The 23,269-nt window shown below is 72.2% G+C and carries 23 protein-coding genes; 12 read left to right on the top strand and 11 right to left on the bottom strand.

What is annotated here, in order from left to right; genetic code table 11:
• The first annotated feature begins 67 nt into the window (after positions 1 to 67).
• The gene (locus NOO62_RS03060; protein ID WP_150182057.1) at positions 68 to 523 is read left to right on the top strand and encodes a tellurite resistance TerB family protein; all 456 of its coding nucleotides are present in this window, start codon (positions 68 to 70) and stop codon (positions 521 to 523) included.
• Between the two features lie 50 nt (positions 524 to 573).
• Here the strand turns inward: NOO62_RS03060 and NOO62_RS03065 are convergent, their stop codons facing one another.
• Both NOO62_RS03065 and NOO62_RS03070 read right to left on the bottom strand, forming a co-directional pair.
• Complete coding sequence (locus NOO62_RS03065) at positions 574 to 1,506, bottom strand: M56 family metallopeptidase (protein ID WP_268769327.1); 933 nt, start codon at positions 1,504 to 1,506, stop codon at positions 574 to 576.
• A gap of 40 nt (positions 1,507 to 1,546) precedes the next feature.
• Complete coding sequence (locus tag NOO62_RS03070; RefSeq protein ID WP_268769328.1) at positions 1,547 to 1,981, bottom strand: BlaI/MecI/CopY family transcriptional regulator; 435 nt, start codon at positions 1,979 to 1,981, stop codon at positions 1,547 to 1,549.
• 114 nt (positions 1,982 to 2,095) lie between these two features.
• Here NOO62_RS03070 and NOO62_RS03075 point away from each other — a divergent pair, with 114 nt between their 5' ends.
• Together NOO62_RS03075 and NOO62_RS03080 are read left to right on the top strand one after the other, a co-directional pair.
• A complete protein-coding gene (locus NOO62_RS03075; RefSeq protein ID WP_150182060.1) occupies positions 2,096 to 2,671 on the top strand; it encodes a TerD family protein in 576 nt (191 codons plus the stop codon).
• A gap of 51 nt (positions 2,672 to 2,722) precedes the next feature.
• Positions 2,723 to 3,130, top strand: coding sequence for a CoA-binding protein (locus tag NOO62_RS03080; protein ID WP_268769329.1), 408 nt, complete (start codon positions 2,723 to 2,725; stop codon positions 3,128 to 3,130).
• Positions 3,131 to 3,139: 9 nt separating this feature from the next.
• Here the strand turns inward: NOO62_RS03080 and NOO62_RS03085 are convergent, their stop codons facing one another.
• On the bottom strand, positions 3,140 to 4,201 hold the full coding sequence (locus NOO62_RS03085; RefSeq protein ID WP_268775453.1) for a PucR family transcriptional regulator: 1,062 nt from the start codon (positions 4,199 to 4,201) through the stop codon (positions 3,140 to 3,142).
• Between the two features lie 108 nt (positions 4,202 to 4,309).
• Here NOO62_RS03085 and NOO62_RS03090 point away from each other — a divergent pair, with 108 nt between their 5' ends.
• Positions 4,310 to 4,750, top strand: a complete 441-nt coding sequence (locus NOO62_RS03090; protein WP_268769330.1) for a nitroreductase family deazaflavin-dependent oxidoreductase — start codon at positions 4,310 to 4,312, stop codon at positions 4,748 to 4,750.
• A 33-nt stretch (positions 4,751 to 4,783) separates the two neighbouring features.
• On the opposite strand, the gene NOO62_RS03095 is transcribed toward NOO62_RS03090, so the two are convergent.
• Both NOO62_RS03095 and NOO62_RS03100 read right to left on the bottom strand, forming a co-directional pair.
• Complete coding sequence (locus NOO62_RS03095; protein ID WP_268769331.1) at positions 4,784 to 5,374, bottom strand: CGNR zinc finger domain-containing protein; 591 nt, start codon at positions 5,372 to 5,374, stop codon at positions 4,784 to 4,786.
• A gap of 86 nt (positions 5,375 to 5,460) precedes the next feature.
• Positions 5,461 to 6,576, bottom strand: a complete 1,116-nt coding sequence (locus NOO62_RS03100; protein ID WP_268769332.1) for a 12-oxophytodienoate reductase — start codon at positions 6,574 to 6,576, stop codon at positions 5,461 to 5,463.
• 250 nt (positions 6,577 to 6,826) lie between these two features.
• On the opposite strand from NOO62_RS03100, the gene NOO62_RS03105 reads away from it, so the two are divergent.
• From NOO62_RS03105 to NOO62_RS03125, 5 genes are all read left to right on the top strand, one after another.
• Positions 6,827 to 7,696: an AAA family ATPase gene (locus NOO62_RS03105; protein ID WP_268769333.1), complete on the top strand. Its 870-nt coding sequence runs from the start codon at positions 6,827 to 6,829 to the stop codon at positions 7,694 to 7,696.
• A complete protein-coding gene (locus tag NOO62_RS03110) occupies positions 7,693 to 9,090 on the top strand; it encodes a VWA domain-containing protein (protein ID WP_268769334.1) in 1,398 nt (465 codons plus the stop codon). Before NOO62_RS03105 ends, NOO62_RS03110 begins: the two co-directional genes overlap by 4 nt.
• A gap of 146 nt (positions 9,091 to 9,236) precedes the next feature.
• Positions 9,237 to 10,586 carry an ATP-grasp domain-containing protein gene (locus NOO62_RS03115; RefSeq protein ID WP_268769335.1) on the top strand — a complete coding sequence of 450 codons (1,350 nt, stop codon included), beginning with the start codon at positions 9,237 to 9,239 and terminating at the stop codon, positions 10,584 to 10,586.
• A 77-nt stretch (positions 10,587 to 10,663) separates the two neighbouring features.
• On the top strand, positions 10,664 to 12,688 hold the full coding sequence (locus tag NOO62_RS03120) for a CocE/NonD family hydrolase (protein WP_268769336.1): 2,025 nt from the start codon (positions 10,664 to 10,666) through the stop codon (positions 12,686 to 12,688).
• 150 nt (positions 12,689 to 12,838) lie between these two features.
• Positions 12,839 to 14,389 carry an FAD-dependent oxidoreductase gene (locus NOO62_RS03125; protein ID WP_268769337.1) on the top strand — a complete coding sequence of 517 codons (1,551 nt, stop codon included), beginning with the start codon at positions 12,839 to 12,841 and terminating at the stop codon, positions 14,387 to 14,389.
• On the opposite strand, the gene NOO62_RS03130 is transcribed toward NOO62_RS03125, so the two are convergent.
• Genes NOO62_RS03130 through NOO62_RS03155 form a run of 6 tightly spaced genes read right to left on the bottom strand, consistent with a single transcriptional unit; the run spans position 14,384 to position 20,886 of the window.
• A complete protein-coding gene (locus NOO62_RS03130) occupies positions 14,384 to 15,616 on the bottom strand; it encodes a carboxylesterase family protein (RefSeq protein WP_268769338.1) in 1,233 nt (410 codons plus the stop codon). The genes NOO62_RS03125 and NOO62_RS03130 overlap by 6 nt on opposite strands.
• Before the next feature lie 35 nt (positions 15,617 to 15,651).
• Complete coding sequence (locus NOO62_RS03135) at positions 15,652 to 16,026, bottom strand: VOC family protein (protein ID WP_268769339.1); 375 nt, start codon at positions 16,024 to 16,026, stop codon at positions 15,652 to 15,654.
• A gap of 16 nt (positions 16,027 to 16,042) precedes the next feature.
• On the bottom strand, positions 16,043 to 17,209 hold the full coding sequence (locus tag NOO62_RS03140) for an XdhC family protein (protein ID WP_268769340.1): 1,167 nt from the start codon (positions 17,207 to 17,209) through the stop codon (positions 16,043 to 16,045).
• Positions 17,202 to 19,340 carry a xanthine dehydrogenase family protein molybdopterin-binding subunit gene (locus tag NOO62_RS03145; RefSeq protein WP_268769341.1) on the bottom strand — a complete coding sequence of 713 codons (2,139 nt, stop codon included), beginning with the start codon at positions 19,338 to 19,340 and terminating at the stop codon, positions 17,202 to 17,204. The genes NOO62_RS03140 and NOO62_RS03145 overlap by 8 nt, the downstream gene beginning before the upstream one ends.
• Positions 19,337 to 20,329, bottom strand: coding sequence for an FAD binding domain-containing protein (locus NOO62_RS03150; protein ID WP_268769342.1), 993 nt, complete (start codon positions 20,327 to 20,329; stop codon positions 19,337 to 19,339). Before NOO62_RS03150 ends, NOO62_RS03145 begins: the two co-directional genes overlap by 4 nt.
• Positions 20,326 to 20,886 (bottom strand): 2Fe-2S iron-sulfur cluster-binding protein, encoded by a 561-nt coding sequence (locus NOO62_RS03155; protein ID WP_268769343.1) that lies wholly within the window; start codon positions 20,884 to 20,886, stop codon positions 20,326 to 20,328. Before NOO62_RS03155 ends, NOO62_RS03150 begins: the two co-directional genes overlap by 4 nt.
• Positions 20,887 to 21,159: 273 nt before the next feature.
• Between NOO62_RS03155 and NOO62_RS03160 the strand changes: the two genes are divergently transcribed.
• The 3 genes from NOO62_RS03160 to NOO62_RS03170 all read left to right on the top strand — a co-directional run bounded on the left by NOO62_RS03160 (position 21,160) and on the right by NOO62_RS03170 (position 23,171).
• Positions 21,160 to 21,747 (top strand): TetR/AcrR family transcriptional regulator, encoded by a 588-nt coding sequence (locus tag NOO62_RS03160; protein WP_268769344.1) that lies wholly within the window; start codon positions 21,160 to 21,162, stop codon positions 21,745 to 21,747.
• Positions 21,748 to 21,905: 158 nt separating this feature from the next.
• Entirely contained in the window at positions 21,906 to 22,601 is a 696-nt protein-coding gene (locus tag NOO62_RS03165; protein WP_268769345.1) for a type 1 glutamine amidotransferase domain-containing protein, read from the top strand.
• Positions 22,602 to 22,604: 3 nt separating this feature from the next.
• A complete protein-coding gene (locus tag NOO62_RS03170; protein WP_268769346.1) occupies positions 22,605 to 23,171 on the top strand; it encodes a TetR/AcrR family transcriptional regulator in 567 nt (188 codons plus the stop codon).
• The last annotated feature ends 98 nt before the right edge of the window (positions 23,172 to 23,269 follow it).

A 23,269-nucleotide genomic window follows, 5' to 3' on the forward strand; every position in this document is an offset into this window, starting at 1 on the left:
CTGCGCGCAGCGTACCGGGGACTTGTCCAACACCCCTGACACATCGATACGTTTATGGAGTTACCCCATGGCTCTGTGGGACCGCGTCAAGGAATCCGCATCGACGATGCAGACCCAGCTGATGGCGAAGAAGAACGACCTGAAGAGCGGCGCCTTCCGCGACGCGAGCATGGCGATGTGTGCCCTGGTGGCGGCGGCCGACGGCACCGTCGACCCGTCCGAGCGCCAGCGTGTCGCGCAGTTGATCGGCACGAACGAAGTGTTGCAGAACTTCCCCGCGGACGACCTGCGCCGCCGCTTCGACGAGTACGTGGACAAGCTGACCGCCGACTTCGCGTTCGGCAAGGTGAGCGTGCTCCAGGAGGTCGCCAAGGCGAAGAAGAAGCCCGCCGAGGCCCGCGCGGTCATCCAGATAGGCATCGTCATCGGCGGCGCCGACGGCGACTTCGACAAGGACGAGCAGGCCGTCGTGCGCGAGGCGTGCTTCGCGCTGGAGCTGCCGCCGCACGAGTTCGACCTCTAGCCGTCTCGGTGGACCGCTCTCCATGGGGCGGTCCACCGCAGGCCCGGTCGTCAGAGCGGTGTGGCCGCCCGCAGGATGAGGACCATCGTGACGGCCGAGTTCGCCGAGGACATGGCGGACACGGCGGTGCCGAACGCGGCGGACCACAGGGCGAGCCCCACCCCCGTGAACACGGACGGCCGGGTCGCGGCGGACGGGGCCGGGGCGAGGAGCGCGGCGACGCGGCGCGGCACGGGACCCGGCGCCGCGAGCCCCGCCAGCGTCGGCGCGGGCGTGCTCCGGGAGACCAGCGCGGCCTTGCCGATCGCCCGGGCGACGACCCGCCGGTCCCGCACCGCGCGGGCAGCGGCCTCGTCGGCCCAGCGCTCCGCGGCGAAGGCGACGGAGGTGCGCAGCGGCCGCAGGAACGGGTTGGCGCGGGCCGCCAGCTGCGTGACGAGCAGATGCCGGTGGTGCCGCGCCGACAGATGGGCCCGCTCGTGGGCGAACAGCGCGCGCCGCTCCGGGGCGGCGAGCCGGGACAGCATCCCGGTGGTGACGACGACACGGCCGCCGCGGCGCGAGGGCAGGGCGTAGGCGTACGACGCCTCGTCGGCGACGACCGCGACGGAGCCGCCGCGCAGCCCTTCGAGCGCGCGGCGCCCGTGACGGCGTACCCGGGCGTGCCGCCAGAGCGTGCGCGCGCAGGCCGCACACACGACGAGCAGTGCGGGGATCGCGACCTTCCCTGCCACCTCGTCATAGGGAACGGCCGCGCGCACCTCGGGGTCGGACCACCCGTCCGGCAGCGGGTTGCCGGGCAGCTGGGCGGTGCCGACGACCATGAGGAGGGCGAGACAGAGTGTGCTGCACAGCGCCATCACCCCGGCGACGGCGGTCAGGAGCCGCGTCGCCGTGCGCGGGTGGAGGTGCTGCTCGGCGAGGCGGGCGATCGGCCACGCGGTCAGCGGCAGCACGAGGGGCAGGAAAACGAAGACACCCATCAGCGGGGAACCCCCATCAGCGAACAACTCCCACGGGGCGTCAGTCGTCGGCCTCGGCGCCGGCCTGCCCGAGCAGGTCGCGCAGGAGTTGCTCGTCATCCGGGGTGAGCGTCGTGACGAAGCTGGCGAGGACGGCCTCGCGGTCGCTCTCGCCGTCGAGCACCCTGCGCATGCGGAAGGCGGCGAGTCCGGCCTCGTCGGACGCGGGCGTCCACGCGAAGGAGCGGCCCGCGCGCTCGCGGGTGACGACGTCCTTCGCGAGGAGACGGGTCAGGATCGTCATGACCGTCGTGTACGCGAGGTCGCCGCCGATCCGCTCCTGCACCCAGGCCGCGCTGACGGGTCCGCGCGCGGTGTGCAGCGCGGCGAGCACCTGTGACTCCAGCTCGCCCTGCGCGCGCCTGCGCAGCCGCGGCTGCCGCTCGCCGTGCGCGTCGCGCCCGTCGTGCGGGTCGTGCTCGTCGTGGTGCGTCATGCCGGAGATCCTACGGGACACCACCGCAGCACCTACTTCTACATTCCTGTAGATTTCGGGAAGCCAGATCCAGATCAACAACCCGATCCAGAACTCGGACCGTAGGAGGACATCGTGGGAGTTTCGCTGGCCAAGGGCGGCAACGTCTCGCTCAGCAAGGAGGCCCCGGGCCTCACCGCCGTCGTGGTCGGCCTGGGCTGGGACGTCCGCACCACGACCGGCACGGACTACGACCTCGACGCCAGTGCCCTGCTCTGCGACGAGTCCGGCAAGGTCGTCTCCGACCAGCACTTCGTCTTCTACAACAACCTGACGAGCCCGGACGGTTCGGTCGAGCACACCGGCGACAACCTCACCGGTGAGGGCGAGGGCGACGACGAGGCCGTGAAGGTGAACCTCGCGCAGGTGCCCGCGGACATCTCGAAGATCGTCTTCCCGGTGTCGATCCACGACGCCGAGAACCGCGGCCAGAGCTTCGGCCAGGTCCGCAACGCGTTCATCCGTGTGGTGAACCAGGCGGACAACGTGGAGATCGCGCGCTACGACCTGTCGGAGGACGCCTCCACGGAGACCGCCATGGTCTTCGGCGAGCTCTACCGGCACGGTGCGGAGTGGAAATTCCGCGCGGTCGGCCAGGGTTATGCCAGTGGGCTGCGCGGCATCGCGTCGGACTTCGGCGTGAACGTCTGACACGGGCACAGCTCTGACGGCATCCCGCCGCGACACACGAGGAGGCAGGTCATGTACGGCGACGACAAGACGGTGCGCAGGATCCTGACGGAGCTCGGCGACACCTGGGCCGTCGTGGGCCTGTCGAACAACCGCGACCGGGCGGCGTTCCGCGTCGCATCGGTCCTCCAGCACTTCGGCAAGCGCGTGGTGCCCGTCCACCCCAAGGCCGAGACGGTCCACGGCGAGCAGGGGTACGCGTCCCTGTCCGCCGTGCCGTTCCCGGTCGACGTGGTGGACGTGTTCGTCAACAGCTCGCTGGCGGGCCAGGTCGCTGATGACGCGGTCGCCGCCGGTGCGCGAGCTGTCTGGTTCCAGCTGGGCGTGCTCGACGAGGCGGCGTACGACAGGACGCGCGCCGCGGGCCTGGACATGGTCATGGACCGCTGCCCGGCCATCGAGATCCCGCGCCTCGGCTGACACCAGCGGCTAGAACGCCTGCTCGGGCCAGTCGAGCAGGCGGGCGCCGATCACCGCGGTCTGCAGGGTGTAGCGGTGCACGGGGTCGGCCGGATTGGCGCCGGTGAGCCGGTGGATGCGGTCCAGGCGGTACGTCAGGGCACGCACGCTCAGCGAGAGGCGGCGGGCCGCCTCCGCCGCGACGCAGCCCGAGTCGAAGAACGCGGTGAGCGTGTCGATGAGTGGCTGCGCACCGCCCCGGGCCTGCCGCAGCGGGCCGAGCGTGTGGACCACCAGATCGGCCATGGCCTGCCGGTCACGGGTCAGCACGGGGTAGACCAGCAGGTCGGCGGCGTGCAGCACGGGCTCGGCGAGCTCCAGACGCTCCGCCAGGTCCAGTGCGTTGAGCGCTTCCTCGTACGACTGGACGACACCGCCGGGGCCCGGCTGCGGGCGGCCGATGACGACGCGGGCGCCGTCGATGGCGGCGTACGCGTGCTTGGCGAAGAAGGCGAGGACCTCGCCCTGGTCGCCGGGGGCGATGCACACCAGGCGGCCCTCCTTCGTCGTCAGCAGGACGCTGCGGTCGCCGAACCGCCCGACGAGGGCGCCCTCCACCTCGCGCGGCACCGCGTCCCCCTCCTCGTAGCCGCAAGGGCCCTGGGCGACGGCGACCGCGTGTTCGTAGGAGAGGCGCAGCCCGAAGCGTTCGGCACGTTCGGCGAGCCTGCCGAGATCCCTGCGTCCGTGCAGCAGGTCGTCGATGAACTCCCGGCGGGCGGCCTCCTGTTGGCGGACCGCGAGGCGCTGCGCCCGTTCGTACCCTTCGGCGAGGGCGTCCACGGCCTGTTCGACGGCGGCAAGGACACGGTCGGCGGGGGCGTCCCCGGCGGCGGGCCAGTGGGCGCGGGTCGCCGCGAGGTGCGCGCCGACCAGCGCCCGCAGCCCGAGCCCCGCGTCCGCCGCCCGCTCCCCCAGCGCGCGCCGCGAGTCCAGTTCATCGCGGGTCAGCCGGCGCCCGGTCGCCGCCGCGGCGGCCAGAATCCGGTCATAGCCGTCGAGATAGGCCTCGGGTATGCCGTGCCCTGCCATGTCCGCCCCCGGCGTCCTGGTGGAACCGATGCCACCGTGATGAATCATTTGCTGCCTTTCTAGCCCATAATGCAACCCGACCGGTAACCATCTGCCGTTGGGACAGCTATGCCTCTGACTGGTGAGTACGAGCCCGGGACCTGGGACTGGGCGAGCAAGCAGGCCGAACTGTACGAGAGCTCCGGCGGAACGGAGGGGACGACCATGCAGGGAAAGCCGGTCATCCTGCTCACGTCGGTCGGCGCCAGGAGCGGAAAGCTCCGCAAGAACCCGCTGATGCGCGTCGAGCACGCCGGGGAGTACGCCGTGGTCGCGTCGAAGGGCGGCGACCCCGCGAACCCTTCCTGGTACCACAACCTGGTCGCGCAGCCGCATGTGGAGTTGCAGGACGGGCCGGTGAAGAAGGACTACCGCGCACGGATCGCCTCCGGCGAGGAGCGTCGGCTCTGGTGGGAGCGGGCGGTGGCGGTCTGGCCGCAGTACGACGAGTATCGGACGAAGACGGACCGGGAGATCCCGCTCTTCGTCCTGACGCCGTTCGAAACCTGAGCCGTCGGCGCCGCACCTGAGGCCTACCGGTGTCTACCGCTCCCGCTGCCGGGCGCGGTAGGCCCGTAGGTTCGCCGCGTTGCCGCATGTCTTGACGTCGTGCCAGACACCGCTGTTGTTGCGGGAACGGTCGTAGAACGCGACGCGGCAGAGCGGGTTGCGGCAGGTCTTCAGCCGTCGCGCGGTGTCGGCCCGCTGCCCCTCGTACAGCTCCGCGAGGACCAGCGCGACGAGGTGGCGCCGACCCGTGCCGCGGGGTTCGAGGCGTACGACGCCGTCCTCGCCGAGCCGCAGCGCGACGGCGGCCGAGCGCTCCGGGGACGGCGGCGGGGCCGCGTCCTCGCCCCGCCCGGCCCGTGCCGCGACGTCGTGCAGACCTTCGCGGAACGCCCGGAGTTCGTCCACTCCCTCGGCGTCCAGGACCATGTGCGGCGCGGGCCGTCCGGTGGCGGCCGCCCAGGCGGTCCCGGCCGCGTCGGCCCACCCCTGCGCCCCGGTCACGTCGGCGAGCAGGTCCGGCCTTGCGGGGGCGCCCGCGGCGACCGTGTTGAGCAGATCCTGGACGAGTCCGAGGCCGCCGGGCGCGGGCTCGAGACGGTACCGCTCGGTCGCCGTCCAGGTCATCGTGGTCACTCTCCGGGGGTTCGTGCTCCGGGGGTTCGTGCTCCGGGGGCTCGTGCGGGGGCGCTCCACTCTTTCACGCCGGTCCTTCAGACCAGCTCGCCCAGCAGCGCGGCGTCGTACGGCACCGCCTCGTCGAGTCGGCCCGTCAGGGCCTTCGTCGGCCATTGCGGGTCGGCGATCAGCGCGCGGGCGACGGCGACGAGGTCGAACTCGTCGCGCTCCATGCGGTCGAGGAGGGGGCCGATCCCCGTGACGCCGGATCGCTGCGTACGGCCGGGGGCGCCCGCGAACTGCCGGTCCAGCCCGACCGAGCCGACGGTGACCGCGGGTCTGCCGGTGAGCTTCTTCGTCCAGCCCGCGAGGTTCAGGTCGCTGCCTTCGAACTCGGGCAGCCAGTAGCGCCGCGTCGACGCGTGGAAGGCGTCGACGCCGGCCTCGGCCAGCGGGGTCAGCAGCGCCTCCAGCTCCTGCGGCCGTTCGGCGATCCGCGCGTCGTAGTGGTCGGTCTTCCACTGCGAGAGGCGGAAGAGGACCGGGAAGCCGGGTGCGACCGCGGCCCGCACGGCGGCGACGATCTCGGCGGCGAACCGGGCGCGGGACGCGGGGTCGCCTCCGTAGGCGTCGGTGCGGGTGTTCGTGCCGTTCCAGAGGAAGGTGTCGATCAAGTAGCCGTGCGCGCCGTGCAGTTCGACGCCGTCGAAGCCGATGCGTTCGGCGGCGGCCGCGGCCTCGGCGAAGGCGCGGACGACGGCGTCGATGTCGTCGAGGGTCATGGCCCTGCCGTGCTCGCGGCCGTCGAGGTCGGTGCCCGACGGACCCTCCGCGGGGACGCCGAGCGGCGGGACGGCGGAGGTGCGCATGACGCCGGTGTGCCACAGCTGCGGCATGATCCGGCCGCCCGCCGCGTGGACCCGCTCGACCACACGGGCCCACCCGGCGAGCGCGTCGTCGCCGTGGAAGTGCGGGACTCCGTCGTACGCGGCAGCGGCGTCCCGCCGTACGTAGGTGCCCTCCGTGACGATCAGTCCGGCCCCTCCGGCGGCCCGCCGCGCGTAGTACGCGGCGACGTCCTCGCCGGGCACGCCGCCCGGCGAGAAGCGCCGGGTCACCGCGGCCATCACGATGCGGTTGCGCAGCGTCAGGTCGCCGAGCGCGAAGGGGCGGCCCAACAGCCGTGTCGCGGGGGTCTCCGCAGTCTCCATGACAGGTTCCTCTGCTTCCTCTGGTCTTGCGTACGGGCGCTCTGGAGTACAGGTGTTCCGGAGTACAGGTGCTCCGGAGTACGAGCAGCCGAAAGAAGCGTAACCCTTTTACCTATGTCGGCGTCGAGGACGTGACGTTCGACGCAAACGGCGTCCGCCCGTTGTGGAGGGGTGCCCCGAGCTGATCGGGTACGAGGACCGGGGCCCGGGGGAGGCACCGGTGGAGCCGCAGAGCACAGGAGAACTCCGCATGACGACCGGGTACTTCACCTCCGTCGACGACGTCGCAGCCCGCCTGGCCGACACCGGCTATCTGGCCTCGCCCGCCGTCGCCACCACCGTGTTCCTCGCGGACCGGCTCGGCAAGCCCCTGCTGGTGGAGGGGCCCGCCGGGGTCGGCAAGACGGAGCTGGCGAAGGCCGTCGCCGCGGTCGCCGACGCACGGCTCGTACGGCTCCAGTGCTACGAGGGCGTCGACGAGTCCCGCGCCCTGTACGAGTGGAACCACGCCAAGCAGTTGCTGCGCATCACCGCGGGCCGCGACGAGTCGTGGGACGAGACGCGCACCGACATCTTCAGCGAGGAGTTCCTGCTCTCCCGGCCGCTGCTGACCGCGATCCGCGGCGCCGAGCCGAAGGTCCTGCTGATCGACGAGACGGACAAGGCCGACGTCGAGGTCGAAGGGCTCCTCCTCGAAGTCCTCAGCGACTTCCAGGTCACGGTGCCGGAACTGGGCACGATCAGTGCGGAGCGCCGCCCGTTCGTCGTCCTCACCTCCAACGCCAGCCGCGAGCTGTCCGAGGCGCTGCGCCGCCGCTGCCTCTTCCTCCACATCGGCTTCCCCGAGGAGGAGTTGGAGCGGCGCATCGTCCGGATGAAGGTGCCCGGTCTCGACGAGGCGCTCGCCACCTCGGTGGTGCGGGTGGTCGGCGCGCTCCGCGCGATGGATCTGCGGAAGGTGCCTTCGGTCTCGGAGACCATCGACTGGGCGCGGACGCTGCTCGCGCTCGGCGCGGACACTCTGGACGAGACCGTCGTGCGCGACAGCCTCGGTGTCGTGCTCAAACACCAGGACGACGTGCTGAAAGCCGCCGCCAAGCTGGATCTGGACGCGGTGTGACGGCGCCGCCCGATGGCATCACCGGGCGGGTCACCGGCCTTGTCAAGACACTCCGGTCGCACGGCCTGCGCATCGGCCCCGGCGAGACCGTCGACGCCGCGGCCGCCCTGGAGGCGCTCGGTCTCACCGACAGGGAGCGGGTCAGGGAGGGGCTCGCCGCCGCACTGCTCCACCGGGAGAGCCAGCGTGCGGTCTTCGATCCCGTCTTCGATCTGTACTTCCCGGCGGGTGTCGGCGCGCCGGTACGCGGTGACGGCGACCGGGACGCACTGCGCGAACGGCTCGTCGCCGCGCTCGCCGCGGACGACCGGGCGCTCCTCGCCCAGCTGGCGGGCGAGGCCGTGGACGGCTTCGGCGGATACGGCTCCTCAGGCCAAGGAGGCGGCTCCGGTCAGGGAGGGGACGGCTGGTCGTCGTACCAGACGCTGAGCAGGCTGCGTCCGGAGACGCTGCTCGCGCGCGTCCTCGCCACCCTCCGCGCGGGCGCGGCCGACCAGGACGCAGGGCGGACCCAGTTCACCGACCGCCTCCTGGCCGACGAGGTCCGCCGCCGCATCGAAGGCTTCCGTGAGCGCGTAAGGACCGAGGCGCGCCGCAGGGTCGCCGAGCGGCGCGGCACCGAGGAGATCGCCCGCCGCGCCGTGGCCACCACCGCCGACCGCGTCGATTTCCTCCTGGCGGGCCGCGGACAGCTGGACGAACTCCGGCGGGCGGTACACCCGCTCGCCCGGAAGCTCGCGACGCGCCTCGCCGCCCGGCGCCGCAGGGCCGCGCACGGCAGCATCGATCTGCGCCGCACCCTGCGCGGTTCGCTGTCGACGGGCGGCGTGCCGATGCGTCCGGTGCTGCGGCGTCGCCGTCCCGCACGCCCCGAGCTGGTCCTGCTCTGCGACGTGTCGGGGTCGGTCGCCGGGTTCGCGAACTTCACGATGCTGCTGGTCCAGGCGCTGCACGACCAGTTCAGCAAGGTGCGGGTGTTCGCGTTCGTCAACCGGGTCGACGAGGTGACGGGCCTGCTCGCGCACGGTGGCGCCGACCCGGCGGGTCTCGGCGCCCGCATCCTGGGCGAGGCGACGGTGACGGGGTGGCACGGCAGCAGCGACTACGGCACGTCCCTGGGCGAGTTCGCCGAGCGGTACGTCGACGCGGTCGGCCCGCGCTCCACGGTGTTCGTCCTCGGCGACGCCCGCACGAACATGAGCGACCCCAATCTCCCCGCCCTGCGGCACATCACCGAGCGGGCCCGCAGGGTGTACTGGCTCAACCCCGAGGGCCGCGGGCAGTGGTCGACCGGGGACTCGGCGGCGTACGCGTACGCCGAACTGGTCGAGATGCACGAGTGCCGCAACGCGCAGCAGCTCAGCGCGTTGATCGCGCGACTGCTGCCGGTCTAGGACACCGGCCCCAGGGCCTGTGTCGGAAGTCCCGTCGTCCGCCCGGAGGGCGGGCCCGATGGGCGCGTCCCGCGATCACCTCCCTGACGTGTGCCTTTACAGCCCATGGGTACTCGGCCGCTTCGACGACAACAGGAGGATCTTTCGTGACCGCACACCCAGCCGCCCACCCAGCCGCACACCAAAAGGCACAGCAGAAGAACGTCTTCGTGATCGGTCTGGACGACGCGAACCTGCCCACCCTGAGCACCGTCCCGAACGCGGAGTCCTACCGCTTCCACCCGCTGCTCACCGTCGAGGAGCTGCAGGGCGGCGAGGTCTCCGTACCGGCGCTGCTCGAGAAGGCGCAGGGCATCCTCGACTCGTTCGACGGCAGCATCGACGCGATCGTCGGCTACTGGGACTTCCCCGTCAGCACGCTCGTGGCGATATTGGGCGACCGTTACGGCACGCGCAGCACCAGCCTTGAGTCGGTCGTCAAGTGTGAGCACAAGTACTGGAGCAGGCTGGAGCAGCAGAAGGTCATCGACGAGCACCCGCGCTTCGGCCGGGTCGACCTGGACGCGGACGAGCCGCGGCCGCCCGAGGGCGTGCGGTTCCCGATGTGGCTGAAGCCCGCCCTGTCCTACTCCTCCGAGCTGGCCTACGGCGTGCAGGACGAGGACGAGTTCCGCGAGGCCTGTGCCCGGATCAAGGCCGGGATCAGCCGGGTCGGCCGCCCCTTCGAGCACATATTGCGGCAGCTCGACCTGCCACCCGAGATGGCTGGCGTAGGCGCCGAGGTGTGCCTGGCGGAGGAGGCGCTCTCCGGCGTCCAGGTCGCCGTGGAGGGGTACGTCCACCGGGGCGAGGTGACCATCTACGGGGTCCTCGACTCCATCAACTACCCCGACTCCTCGTGCTTCCTGCGCCACCAGTACCCCTCCGCCCTGCCGGGGCCCGTGGTGCAGCGCCTGCACGACGTGTCGGAGCGGGTGATCCGGCAGATCGGCATGGACGCGGCGACGTTCAGCATCGAGTACTTCTACGACCCGAGCACGGACGCCATCAACCTCCTGGAGATCAACCCGCGGCACTCGCAGGCGCACGCGGAGCTCTTCGCGTACGTCGACGGGGTCCCCAACCACCACTGCATGGTCAGCCTCGCCTTCGACGAGGACCCCGCCCTCCCCGACGGCGCGGGCCCCTACAAGGCGGCGGCCAAGTGGTACTACCGGTGGTTCGCCGACGGCGTGTCGCACCAGGTGCCGACGCCCGAGGAGATCGAGCGGATCGAGCACGAGATCCCGGGCGTGAGCGTCGACGTGCTCGCCGAGGAGGGCAGGAAGCTGTCCGAGGTCACGCATCAGGACAGCTACAGCTTCGAGCTGGCCCACATCAGCACCGGCGGCGACAGCGAGCAGGACCTGCGCCGCAAGTACGACCGGTGCGTCGCCGCGCTGGGCCTCGTCTTCGACGACACCGAGCCCGGCGGCCGCGACCTCAAGAACGACTGAGACCCGCTTCCAGCGGCAACAAGAACAGAACCCGCCCGCTCCCGGCGGGAAAGCGACCGAGAGGACGGCCCTCCCCCATGCGTTACGTGGGCAATCTCCCGTACGCGACGAAAGAAGAAGAACACGTCGTCATCCCCCTGTCCGACGGCGTCCGGCTGTCGGCCCGCATCTGGCGTCCCACCTGCTCGGACGACGATCCGGTGCCCGCGGTCCTGGAGTACATCCCGTACCGCAAGCGTGACCTGAGCTCGCAGCGCGACTCGATCCACCACCCGTACATCGCGGGGCACGGGTACGCGTGCGTGCGGGTCGATCTGCGCGGGACCGGCGAGTCCGAGGGCGTGCTCACGGACGAGTACCTGGAGCAGGAGCAGACGGACGCCGAGGAGGTGCTGGCTTGGCTGGCCGAGCAGCCCTGGTGTGACGGCTCGACCGGCATGATGGGCATCTCCTGGGGCGCCTTCGCCGCCCTGCAGGTCGCGGCGCGGCGGCCACCGAGCCTGCGCGCCGTCGTCCTCTCCTCGTTCACCGACGACCGCTACGCCGACGACATGCATTACATGGGCGGCGCGATGCTGTCGGACAACCTCGCCGAGGCGGGCACCATGTTCGCCTACGCGACCTGCCCGCCGGACCCCGCGGTCGTCGGCGACCGCTGGCGGGACATGTGGCGGGAGCGGCTCGACCACGCCAAGCCGTGGGTCCTGGAGTGGCTGCGCCACCAGCGCCGCGACGCCTACTGGCGGCACGCCTCGGTCTGCGAGGACTACCAGAGCGTCCAGTGCCCCGTCCTCGCCTCCAGCGGCTGGGCGGACGGCTACTCCAACGCCGTGACCCGGCTTCTCGCGCACCTCGACGTGCCGCGCAAGGGCCTCATCGGGCCGTGGTCGCACAAGTACCCGCACCTGGGCGAGCCCGGCCCCGCCATCGGCTATCTGCAAGAGGTGGTGCGGTGGTGGGACCACTGGCTCAAGGGCGAGGACAACGGCGTGATGGAGGGCCCGATGCTGCGGGCCTGGATGCAGGAGAGCGTGCCGCCCTCCACGTCGTACGAGGAGCGCCCCGGCCGCTGGGTCGGCGAGCCGGACTGGCCCTCCCCGCACATCGAGCAGGTGAGCCACCCGCTGGCTCGGCATCGCATCCTGCTAGCGGGCGAGGCGGAGACGGGCGAGGCCATGACCGTGCAGTCACCGCTCTCCGTGGGCCAGTTCGCCGGCAAGTGGGCGTCGTACAACGCGCCCCCGGACCTGCCCTACGACCAGCGCGAGGAGGACGGCGGCTCGCTCGTCTTCGACTCGCCCGAGCTGACCGAGACGGTGGAGATCCTCGGTTCGCCGGCCGTCGAGCTCGATCTGTCGGTCAGTGAGCCGGTGGCCACGGTCGCCGCCCGGATCTCCGACGTCGCCCCCGACGGCCGTGCCACCCGGGTGACGTACGGCGTCCTGAACCTGACGCGCAGGGACGGCACGGGCGAGCCGGAACCGCTCGAACCGGGCCGCCGCTACCGCGCGACGCTCCAGCTCAACGGCGTCGCCCAGTCGTTCCCGCCCGGCCACCGGATCCGGCTCTCCCTGTCGACGTCCTACTGGCCGCTGGCGTGGCCGCCGCCGCGTCCCGTGCTGCTCAGCGTGTACGAGGGGTCGAGCGCCCTGCGCCTGCCGGTGCGCCCGACGGCGGAACCGGACAACGCGCCCCAGCGGCCCTTCGGCGAGCCCGAGGGCACCCCGCCGCTCGCCACCACCCAGCTCTCCCCTCCGGAGCAGCGCTGGGAGGTCAAGCGCGACCTGGTCGGGTACGACTCCTCCCTGGAGATCGTCAAGGACCGCGGCACCGTGCGCTACGACGAGATCGGGCTCGACGTCGGCTGCCGTGCCTTCGAGCGGTACACGGCCACCGGCGACGACTTCACGTCGGTCGGCGGCGAGTCGGACTGGACGATGCGGTTCCGGCGGGACGAGTGGGACGTGAGCGTGCGGACCCGGACGACGCTCAGGTGCGACGAGGACCACTTCTTCGTCGACGCGACCCTGGACGGCTACGAGGGCGAGCGCCGCGTCTTCTCCCGCACCTGGAACGAGACGCTGCCGCGCGACTGGCTCTGAGCGACCCGCTCCGAGCGACCCGCTCCGATCCGCGCGGGGGCGGGCGCAGTGACGGCGGCGCGGCGGCCGGGTTTGGCACCGGGCCCGGAGGAGACTCGATCCGGACGCCGACACCCTGGAGGCCGCTGTGCACGCCGTCACGGAGCCCGCATGAACGCGAAGACGCCCGGCCCGCTGCCGGGACGACCCGAGTCGTACTGGATGGAGACCAGCGCGTCGACGTCCCATCCGTCGCTCACCGAGGACATCGAGGTGGACGTCGCCGTCGTCGGCGGCGGTGTCGCGGGGCTCAGCACGGCCTGGGAACTGGCCCGTGACGGGCGGTCGGTCGCCGTCCTCGAGGCCGACCGCATCGCCGCTGGAGTCACCGGCAACACCACCGCCAAACTGACCGCCCTGCACTCCCTGGTCTACGACGGGCTGCGCCGCACCCGCGGCCCGGAGGGCGCCCGCCTCTACGCGGAGTCGCAGCAGCAGGCGGTGGAACACGTGGCGGCGGTCAGCGCCGAGCTCGGCATCGACTGCGAGCTGGAGCGCGCGCCCGCCTTCACCTACACCACGCGGGCCGACCGCACCGACGAGCTGCGGGCCGAGGCCGCCGCGGCCAGGGAGGCCGGGCTCGCCGCCTCGTACACGGACGAGACCGGGCTGCCCTTCCCCGTGGCAGGCGCGGTGCGCGTCGAGGACCAGGCGCAGTTCCTCCCCCGCGCCTACCTGCTGGCGCTCGCCGAGGACCTGCGGGCGCGCGGCGGTGTCATCCATGAGCGCACCCGGGTCACCAAGATGCACGACGGCTCTCCCTGCACCGTGACGACCGAGGGCGGGCACACGGTCACCGCGCGGTCGGTCGTCGTCGCCACGCACTACCCCGTCTTCGACCGCGCCCTGCTGTTCGCCCGGCTCTCCCCGCGGCGCGAACTGGTCGTCGCCGCGCCGCTCGCCGCCGGGCAGGATCCGGGCGGCATGTACATCACACAGGAGGAGGGCAAGCGCTCGGTGCGGACCGCGCCCTACGGCGGCGACGGCGGGCGCCTCCTCATCGTCACGGGTGACAGCTTCACCCCGGGCACGGGCGACCCCGCCGCCGGTTTCGTGGCCCTGGACACGTGGATGCGGGAGCGCTTCGACGTCGGCGCGACGGCCTACCGGTGGGCGGCGCAGGACAACGACGTGACGGACGGCGTCCCGATGGTCGGGCCCTTCCACCCCGGCGCCCGGCACACCTACGTGGCGACGGGGTTCGGCGGCTGGGGCATGAGCGGCGGCGTCATGGCGGGCCGGCTCCTGGCCCGGCTCATCGCCGGGGAGAAGTCCTCGTGGGCCGAGCTGTACGACCCGCGGCGGCTGTGGAGCACGGTGCGGGAAATGCCCTCTTTGCTGAGCCAGCAGGCGGAGGTCGCCAAGCACTTCATCGGGGACCGGCTGCGCACGACCCACGTGGACTCCGTCGACGACATCCCGGTGGGCGCCGGAGCGGTGGTCCGCGTCGAGGGCCGCCGTTGCGCGGTGCACCGCGACGAGTCCGGCGCCCTGCACGCCGTCTCCGCCCGCTGCACCCACCTGGGGTGCCTGGTCGCGTTCAACGAGGCGGAGACGACGTGGGAGTGCCCCTGCCACGGCTCCCGCTTCGCCACCGACGGCTCGGTGCTCCAGGGCCCCGCGACACGTCCGCTGGAGCCGCGGGAGCTGCCCGGCTCATGAGGGCAGCGGCACCGGCCCTTCCGTGAGAGGTGCGGGCAGGGTGGCGAAGGTGCCGGTGCGGGCGAAGGCCAGCCATGCGGAACGCAGGGTGCTGCCCAGGACCTCGGTCTCCTCCCGGGGCGTGGTGCCCAGCATCGGCGCCGACCGCCAGGCGTCATGGGTGCCGAAGAGCAGGGGCAGTTCGAGGCAGTGGGTGGCGCCGAGCGGGGATCCCGCGGGGCGCCAGTCGACGCGGTACGCGTGGACCCGGGCGCCGGCCCGGGCCAGCCGCTCGCCATAACGGGTGAGCGGTTCCTCGTACACCTCGCGGGTGCGCACGGCCGGGTCCTCGCCCTCGCCCACGAAGACAGTCATGTCGTCGGCGTTCCAGCCGTACAGGACGTCGAGTCCTCGGACGCTCTCGCCGGGCGGGGCGCCGGGAGCGGGGGCGGGCCCGACGCCCTCCACCGGGATGAACGCGGGTTCCATGCGTCGGCCCGCGGTGCGCAGGTGGAAGCGGGCCGTCTCGCCCTGCGCGGCGAGGATGTCGGTGATCGCGGCCGTGCGCGGGTCGGTACCGAGTGTGTCGGCGAAGTACCGGCCGAGCGCCTGCGACTCCTCGGCGGGCCGGGCGGTGATCTCCAGAGGTGCGCTCTGGAGGATCGCACGGCGGAACAGGCCGCAGGCCTCGGGCATCTCCATGAGGAGGCGTACGGAGATTCCGCCGGCGGACTGTCCGAGGACCGTGACGTCCGAGGGGTCGCCGCCGTATGCGGCGATGTGCGTCTGGACCCAGCGCAGCGCCTCCACCTGGTCGTACAGGCCGAGGTTGCCCTCGCTCACTCCGTCGAGGAGGAGGTAACCGAGCGCTCCCAGGCGGTAGTTGACGCTGACGACCACCACGTCGCCCTCGGCGGCGAGCACCCCTCCGTCGTACCAGTCCATGAGGCCGGCACCGCTGCTGAAGCCGCCGCCGTGCAGCCACACGAGCACCGGCCTGGCCCCCGCGTCCCGTGCCGGGGTGGCGATCGACAGGTTGAGGCAGTCCTCGCCCTGGGGGTGCGTGTCCGAGGGCGGGCCCATGGCGAAGTCGAGCCTGGAGGGCGGTTGCGGGCCGATCTCGCCGGTGGCGGGGCGCGGGTCGTCGTCCGGTACGGGCCGGGGCCGTGCGAAGCGTTCCGCGGTGGCGTAGCGGATCGGCCCCGTACGGACGACTTCCGTACGGGCCGTCATCGTGTCGTCGGTCATGCGTCCGCACCCTAGGGCTTGTCGCGGCACAGGCCCTAGCCCTGGTAGTTCGTGCGCCCTTCGTCGTCGAGATCGAAGGGCACGTCGGGGATGATGCAGAACTCGTTGCCCTCCGGGTCGGCCATGACGAGGAATCCGCCGTCGTCGTACCCCTCGAGCCTGCGCCCGCCGAGCGCCTCGACGCGCCGCTGCTCGGCGGCGAAGTCGGACGCGGCGAGGTCGAGGTGCATGCGGTTCTTCACCGTCTTGGGCTCGTCGACCCGCTGGATGCCGAGGACCAGGCCGTTCTCGCGCCGCAGCCAGATGTAGGGGCCCGTGCGGCCGGCGATGGGCCAGTCGAGCAGCTCGGACCAGAAGGCGGCGACCCGCTCGGAATCGGTGGCGTCGATGATGAAGGCTTTGATCTCCATGGTTGATCCTCCCAAATCAGACCAACGCGCCGGCCCGCGGAGGACCACCGGGCGTGTCGTGGTGGATCGGCGTCCGCGCCCCGGTCAGCGGGCGGCCCGTGCCGCCCTGGCGTACCGCGACGATCTCCGCCGCGATGGAGAGGGCCGTCTCCTCCGGCGTACGGGCGCCGAGGTCGAGGCCGATCGGGGAACGGAGCCGGGCCAGTTCCGCCGCGGTGACGCCCTCCTCGCGCAGCCTGCGGTTGCGGTCCTCGTGGGTGCGGCGGGAACCCATGGCGCCGACGAACGCGACGGGCAGTCGCAGGGCGGCCGCGAGCAGCGGCACGTCGAACTTGGCGTCGTGGGTGAGGACGCACAGGACGGTGCGGGCGTCCGTCGCGGTGCGGCGGAGGTAGCGGTGCGGCCACTCGATCACGATGTCGTCGGCGTCCGGGAAGCGGTCCCGGGTCGCGAAGACGGGGCGGGCGTCGCAGACCGTCACGTGGTAGCCGAGGAACTTGCCCACGCGGACGAGCGCCGCGGCGAAGTCGACGGCACCGAAGACGATCATGCGGGGCGGCGGCTGGCTCGACTCGACGAGGACCGTCACGTCCGTGCCGCAGTGCGCGCCGCTCTCGGAGACGACGAACTCCCCGGTGCGGCCCGCCGCGAGGAGGGCGCGGCTCTCCCCCACGGCGGTGCGGTCGAGGTCGGGGTGCCCGCCCAGAGTTCCCTCATCAGCACGTCCCTCATCACCACCCCCGGCCGGGTTCACCAGGAGCGGCCTGCCGAGGAGTTCGGCCGGGCCCCTGAAGACCCGCGCCAGGGCCGTGGCCTCGCCGCGGGCGGCGGCCGACAGGGCGGCGGCGTACACCGCCCTGTCGGGTGAGTCCACGGCGACCGGCGCGACCAGGACCTCGATGACGCCGCCGCAGGTGAGCCCCACCGCGAAGGCGTCGTCGTCGCTGTATCCGAACCGTTCGACGACGGCTTCGCCCTGGTCGAGGGCCTGGAGGCACAGGTCGTAGACCGCCCCTTCCACGCAGCCGCCGGAGACCGAGCCGATGACGGTTCCCCCGCCGTCGACGGCCAGCGCGGCGCCGGGACCGCGCGGTGCGCTGCCGCCGACGCTCACGACGGTGGCGACCGCGAAGTCCCGGCCCTCCTCGACCCAGCGGTTCAGGTCGACGGCGATGTCAAGCACGGTGCTCTTCCCCGGGTACGGTTCCCGCCCGCAGGACGCGGTCGGGGCGGATGGGCAGGGACCGGTGACGGACGCCGGTCGCGTGCCGGACCGCGTTGGCGATCGCCGCCGCGGCGCCCACGATGCCGATCTCGCCGACGCCCTTGATGCCGACGGGGTCCTCCGCGTCCGGGTCGTCGACCCAGTCCGCCTCGATGTGCGGCACGTCCGCGTGCGAGGCGATGTGGTAGCCCGCGAGGTCGGGTCCGACGAGCCCGCCGGTCGACGGGTCCCTGACGGCTTCCTCGTGCAGCGCCATCGACAGGCCCCAGGTCATGCCGCCGACCAGCTGGCTGCGCGCGGTGAGCGGGTTGACGATGCGTCCCGCGGCGAAGATGCCGAGCATGCGCCGTACGCGCACCTCGCCGGTGGTGATGTCCACGGCGACCTCGGCGAACTGGGCGCCGAACGCGTGCCGTTCCTTCTGCGCGAGCTCGCCGATGACGTCACTGGTGTCCGAGCGTGCGGTGAGGCCGTCCGGCGGGATGTCGCCGCCGGGGACCAGCTTCTCGCGCAGTTCACGCGCGGCGAGCATGACCGCCCAGCCCCAGGACCGGGTGCCCATGGAGCCGCCCGCGATCATCGCGGGGCCGAAGTCGCTGTCGGCGATGCGGACGCGGACCCGGTCCGTCGGCACTTCGAGGGCGTCCGCGGCGATCAGGGTGAGCGCGGTCCGCGCGCCGGTGCCGACGTCCGCGGCGGTGATGCGCACGGTGAAGGTCCCGTCGGCCTCCGCCGTCACCGCGGCCGTGCTCGGGGCGACGAGCACCGGGAAGGTGGCGGAGGCGGTGCCGGTGCCGAGCAGCCAGCGTCCTTCGCGGCGCACCCCCGGGCGCGGGTCGCGGTCCGCCCAGCCGAACCTGCGGGCGCCCTCCTCGAAGCAGGCGAGGAGGTTGCGGCTGCTGAACGGCAACCCGGAGACGGGGCCCACGGCCGGTTCGTTGCGGGCCCGCAGCACGATCGGGTCCATGCCGCACTTCTCGGCGAGTTCGTCGAGCGCGGACTCCACGGCGAAGGAGCCGGGCGCCTCGCCCGGTGCCCGCACCCAGGTCGGCGTCGGCACGTCGAGGCGTACGAGACGGTTGACGGTGTGGTGCGCGTCGGCGGCGTACATGGCCCGCCCGAATCCGGCGCTCTCCTCGACGAACTCGTGGACGGTCGACGACAGGCTCTGGCCCTGGTGGTCGAAGGCGAGGAGCCGGCCGTCCGGGTCGGCGCCGAGCCGGACGCGTTGCGTGGTGGGGCTGCGGTAGCCGATGAGCGAGAACATCTGACGGCGAGTCATGACGACGCGGACGGGCCGGTCGAGAACGGTCGCCGCCATCACGGCGAGCACCTGGTGGGCCCGCAGTCCCTTGGATCCGAAGGCGCCGCCGACGTGCTCCGAGCGCACCCGCACCGAGGGCGGGTCGAGGGAGAAGAGCTTCGCGAGCTCGTCCGCGACCCAGGTGCTGCCCTGGTTGGAGTCGACGATGTCCAGCCGTCCGTCGTCCCAGCGTGCCGTCGCGGCGTGCGGCTCCATCGCGCTGTGGTGCTCTTCGGGTGTCGTGTACTCGGCGTCCACGACGTGCGTGGACGCGCCGAGCCGGGACTCCAGGTCGCCCACCGCCGTGCGCATCGCGTCGCCGTCCGGCGTGTACGTCCCCGGGCGTCCGGCGGAGAAGTCGACGTCGTGCGGCTCCTGGTCGTAGTGGACGACGAGGGCTTCGGCGGCCTCCCTGGCCTGTTCGGACGTCTCGGCCACGACCAACGCCACCGGCCAGCCCACGAAGGGCACCCGGTCGTGCTGGAGGACCCCGACGACCGGGTCCGGCTTGCCGAGCATGCCGACGTAGTCCGCGTCGACCCGCGGCGCGTTGCCGTGGTGCAGGACGGTGAGGACGCCGGGCATCGCGAGGACCGGCGCGTCGTCGACCGAACGGATCCGGCCGCGGGCGATGGTGGACAGGACGAGCCAGCCGTGGGCGAGGTCCGTGAACGGGATCTCCCCGGCGTAGCGGGCCGCTCCGGTGACCTTCTCGCGGCCTTCGATGCGGGTGTGCGCGGTGCCGACGGCGCCCGTCACCGCGGTGGTTGCGGTGGTCGTGGTCATCGGGCGGCCTCCTCGGTGAGTTCGGACAGCACGGCCACGACGAGGTTGCGCGTCAGCGTCACCTTGTAGCCGTTGTCGGGCAGTGCGCGGGCGGCGGCCAGTTCGGCGTCTGCCGCGGCGGCGAAGGCTTCGGCGGTCGCCGGGCCCTCGGTCAGCGCCTGTTCGGCCGCCCGGGCCCGCCATGGACGGGACGCGACCGCGCCGATGCCGATGCGCACGTCCCGTACGACGCCGTCCTGTACGTCGAGGGCGGCGGCGATCGAACCGATCGCGAACGCGTAGGAGGCTCGCTCGCGCACCTTGCGGTAGCGGGAGAGCGCGGCGACGGGGGCGGGCGGCAGCGTCACGTGGGTGATCAGCGCGCCGGACGGCAGCGCGGTCTCCAGGTGCGGGGTGTCGCCCACGGGCAGGTAGAACTCGGTTATCGGCAGTTCGCCGGGGCCTTCGGTCGTCTCGTAGTGGACGACCGCGTCGAAGGCGGTGAGGGCCACGCCCATGTCGGAGGGGTGGACGGCCACGCAGTGCTCGGTGGCGCCGAGGATCGCGTGATTGTGGTGCTCGCCGCCGACGGCCGAGCAGCCGCTGCCGGGCTCGCGCTTGTTGCAGGGCTTGGCGAGATCGGTGAAGTAGCCGCAGCGGGTGCGCTGGAGCAGGTTTCCGCCGACGGTCGCCATGTTGCGCAGCTGGCCGGAGGCTCCGGCGAGGACGGCCTGGGTCAGTGCGGGGTAGCGACGGCGCACGTCCGGGTGGGCGGCGAGGTCGCTGTTGGTGACGGTCGCGCCGATACGCAGCCCGCCGTCCTCCGTGGTCTCGATGGAGTCCAGGGGCAGTTCGCGTACATCGACGAGGAGCGCGGGCCGCTCGACGCCGGTCTTCATCAGGTCGACGAGGTTGGTGCCGCCGCCCAGGTAGCGGGCGTCGGGGTCGGTGCCGAGCACGGCGACCGCGCCGGACACGTCGTAGACCCGCTGGTAGCCGAAGTCCCTCATGCTGCTCCCTCTTCCGCTGCTGCTCCCTCTTCCGCGCGGGCGGCCTCGGCGACGGCCTGCACGATCGACACGTACGCGCCGCAGCGACACAGGTTGCCGCTCATCCGCTCGCGGATCTCCTCGGCGGTGAGCTCGGGCACGCCCGCTTCCGGGCGCACGTCGGCGGTGGCGGCGCTCGGCCAGCCCGCCGCGTGCTCCTCGATCGCGCCGAGGGCGGAACAGATCTGGCCCGGCGTGCAGTAGCCGCACTGGAAGCCGTCGCGGTCGAGGAAGGCCTGCTGGACGGGGTGCAGCCGGTCGCCGTCCGCGACACCCTCGATGGTGGTGATCTCGCGGCCTTCGGAGGCGACCGCGAGGGTGAGGCAGGAGACGGCCCTTCGGCCGTCGATCAGCACCGTGCAGGCCCCGCACTGGCCCTGGTCGCACCCCTTCTTGGTGCCGGTCAGATCGAGCCGCTCGCGCAGTGCGTCGAGCAGGGTGGTGCGGTGGTCGACGGACAGTGTGTGCTTCTCACCGTTGATGTTCAGGGTGACGGCACTGGACGTCGATGGAGCCATGAGCAGCCTTCTTTCGCGAATCGCGTCGAACGAGGCGGTCCCGGCAGCAAGAACGGGATGAGCTCGGAAGATCGGGGGAGATGGCGCTGTACAGGAGGAGGAAGACGTCGCCGCTTCGGCGGCTGGGGTCGCCTGTGGGCGTGGCTGCGGTATGGTGAGCCTAAGTGGACAGCTGTCCGCTCACCGTCGAACTTAGCGGACAGTTGTCCGCTCAGCAAGGCATCCTCAGGCCGTGCCGCACGGAACAGGCCATGACGCGCCGAAGGAGAGCGAATGGGTGAGCACAAGACCCCGCCCCTGCGCTCGGACGCGCAGCGCAATCGCGAGCGGATCCTCGAAGTGGCCCTGACGGAGCTGACGCTGGCGAGTGACGCGCCGCTCAGCGTGATCGCCAAGAAGGCGGGCGTCGGCCAGGGCACGTTCTACCGCAACTTCCCGAACCGCGAGTCCCTCGTCCTCGAGGTGTACCGCTACGAAGTGCAGCAGGTCTTCGACGCCGCCTGCCAGTTGCTGGCCACCCGGGAACCCGACCGTGCCCTGCGCGAGTGGATGGACCGCCTCGTCCAGTACGCGATGGCGAAGGCGGGTCTCGCCGAGGCGATCCGCAAGGCCACGAGCACGCTCGGCAGCCTGGCCGGGGTCGGCCGCGGCCCGCTGGTCGAGGCCGTCGGCCACCTGCTGCGGGCGAACGAGGAGGCCGGAACCATTCGGCCCGGGGTGACCCCCGACGACTTCCTGCTCGCCATCGCCGGGCTCTGGCACATCGACCCGCAGGGCGACTGGGAGTCCCGGGCGGGGCGGCTGATGGACCTCGTCATGGACGGGCTGCGGGCCGGGGCGCCCGGCCGCGAGCGCGGCTGATTCGGCACACTGCCATCAGCTTTCCGATACCTCCTATCGGTTTCCTCATTGGCTACCTATGTCCGATGGATTTACGTTGGGGACATCGCCGTACTGACGTTCTGCGTCCAGAACGTCAGAACGCCCGCCCGATCCCCCCGTCCACCGGAGGCCCCCGCATGTCGAAGATCCTGTTCGTAGTCACCGGCGTCGACCACTGGACCCTGGCCGACGGCACCCGGCACCCCACCGGCTTCTGGGCCGAGGAGGCCGTCGCGCCGTACGAGGCGTTCAAGGCCGCAGGCCACGAGATCGTCGTCGCCACGCCCGGCGGCGTCGTCCCCACCGTCGACGGCGGCTCCCTCGCCCCCGAGGTCAACGGCGGTCAGGAAGGTGCCGAGAAGGTCGCCGCCTCCCTCGCCGCGTTCACCGAACTCCTCCACCCGGTCAAGCTGGCCGAGGTGAACCTCGACGACTACGCCGCCGTCTTCTACCCCGGCGGCCACGGCCCCATGGAGGACCTCGCCGTCGACGCCGAGTCGGGCAAGCTGCTCACCACCGCCCTGGAGACCGGCAAGCCGCTCGGCATCGTCTGCCACGCCCCGGCCGCGCTCCTCGCCGCCGTCTCCGCCGACGGCCTGCCCTCGTTCGCGGGCTACCGCCTCACCGGCTTCACCAACGCCGAGGAGACCCAGGCCGGCCTCGCCGACCGGGCGAAGTGGCTGCTCCAGGACCGTCTGGTGCAGGGCGGCGCCGACTTCCAGGAGGGCGAGCCGTGGGCCCCGCACGTGGTCGTCGACCGCAACCTGGTCACCGGCCAGAACCCCGCGTCCTCCGCCCCGCTCGCCGTCGAGCTGCTCGGGAAGCTGGCCTGAGCCATGGGCACCGACCGGCTCGACGAGGCCCTCGACGCCGCCTACGACTGCCTCAGGCGGTACGGCGCGCGGCGCACCACGATGGACGACATCGCCTCCGCCATGGGCGTGTCCCGGTCCGCCGTCTACCAGTACGTGCGCGGCAAGGACGACGCCTTCCGCAGGCTCGCCGGACGCCTCCACGAGCAGGCGCTCCGGCAAGCCAGGGAGGCGGTCACCGCTGACGCGCCGTACGCGGAGAGACTGCACGGCGTCCTGGCCGCCAAGCTCGGCCTCGTGCTCCAGCTCGCCGGGGACTCCCCGCACGCCGCCGAGCTGCTCGACGGCAGGACCCGCCTGTTCGGCGACATCTGTACGTCGTTCACGGCGGAGCTGCGCGAGCTCCTGACCGGCCTGTTCACCGAGTCGGGCACGGTCGCGGGCGTGACGCCCGCCGAGGCGGCCGACATCTGCGTCGCGCTGGTCGTCGGCCTGGAGGGGGCGCCCGATCCCCGGAGCCTGCTGGGCCCGGCCACCGACGCCCTCGCCACAGGCCTGCTCGGCACGGCGGCCCTTCGTGAGAACGCGTAACGCACAGCTGAAAACGCAGAACGCACCACTGAGAACACAAAACACAAAACACAAAACACAGAACACAGAACACCGCACACCGCACACCGCACACCGCA

The sequence above is a fragment of the Streptomyces sp. Je 1-369 genome (assembly GCF_026810505.1).
Lineage (GTDB): Bacteria > Actinomycetota > Actinomycetes > Streptomycetales > Streptomycetaceae > Streptomyces.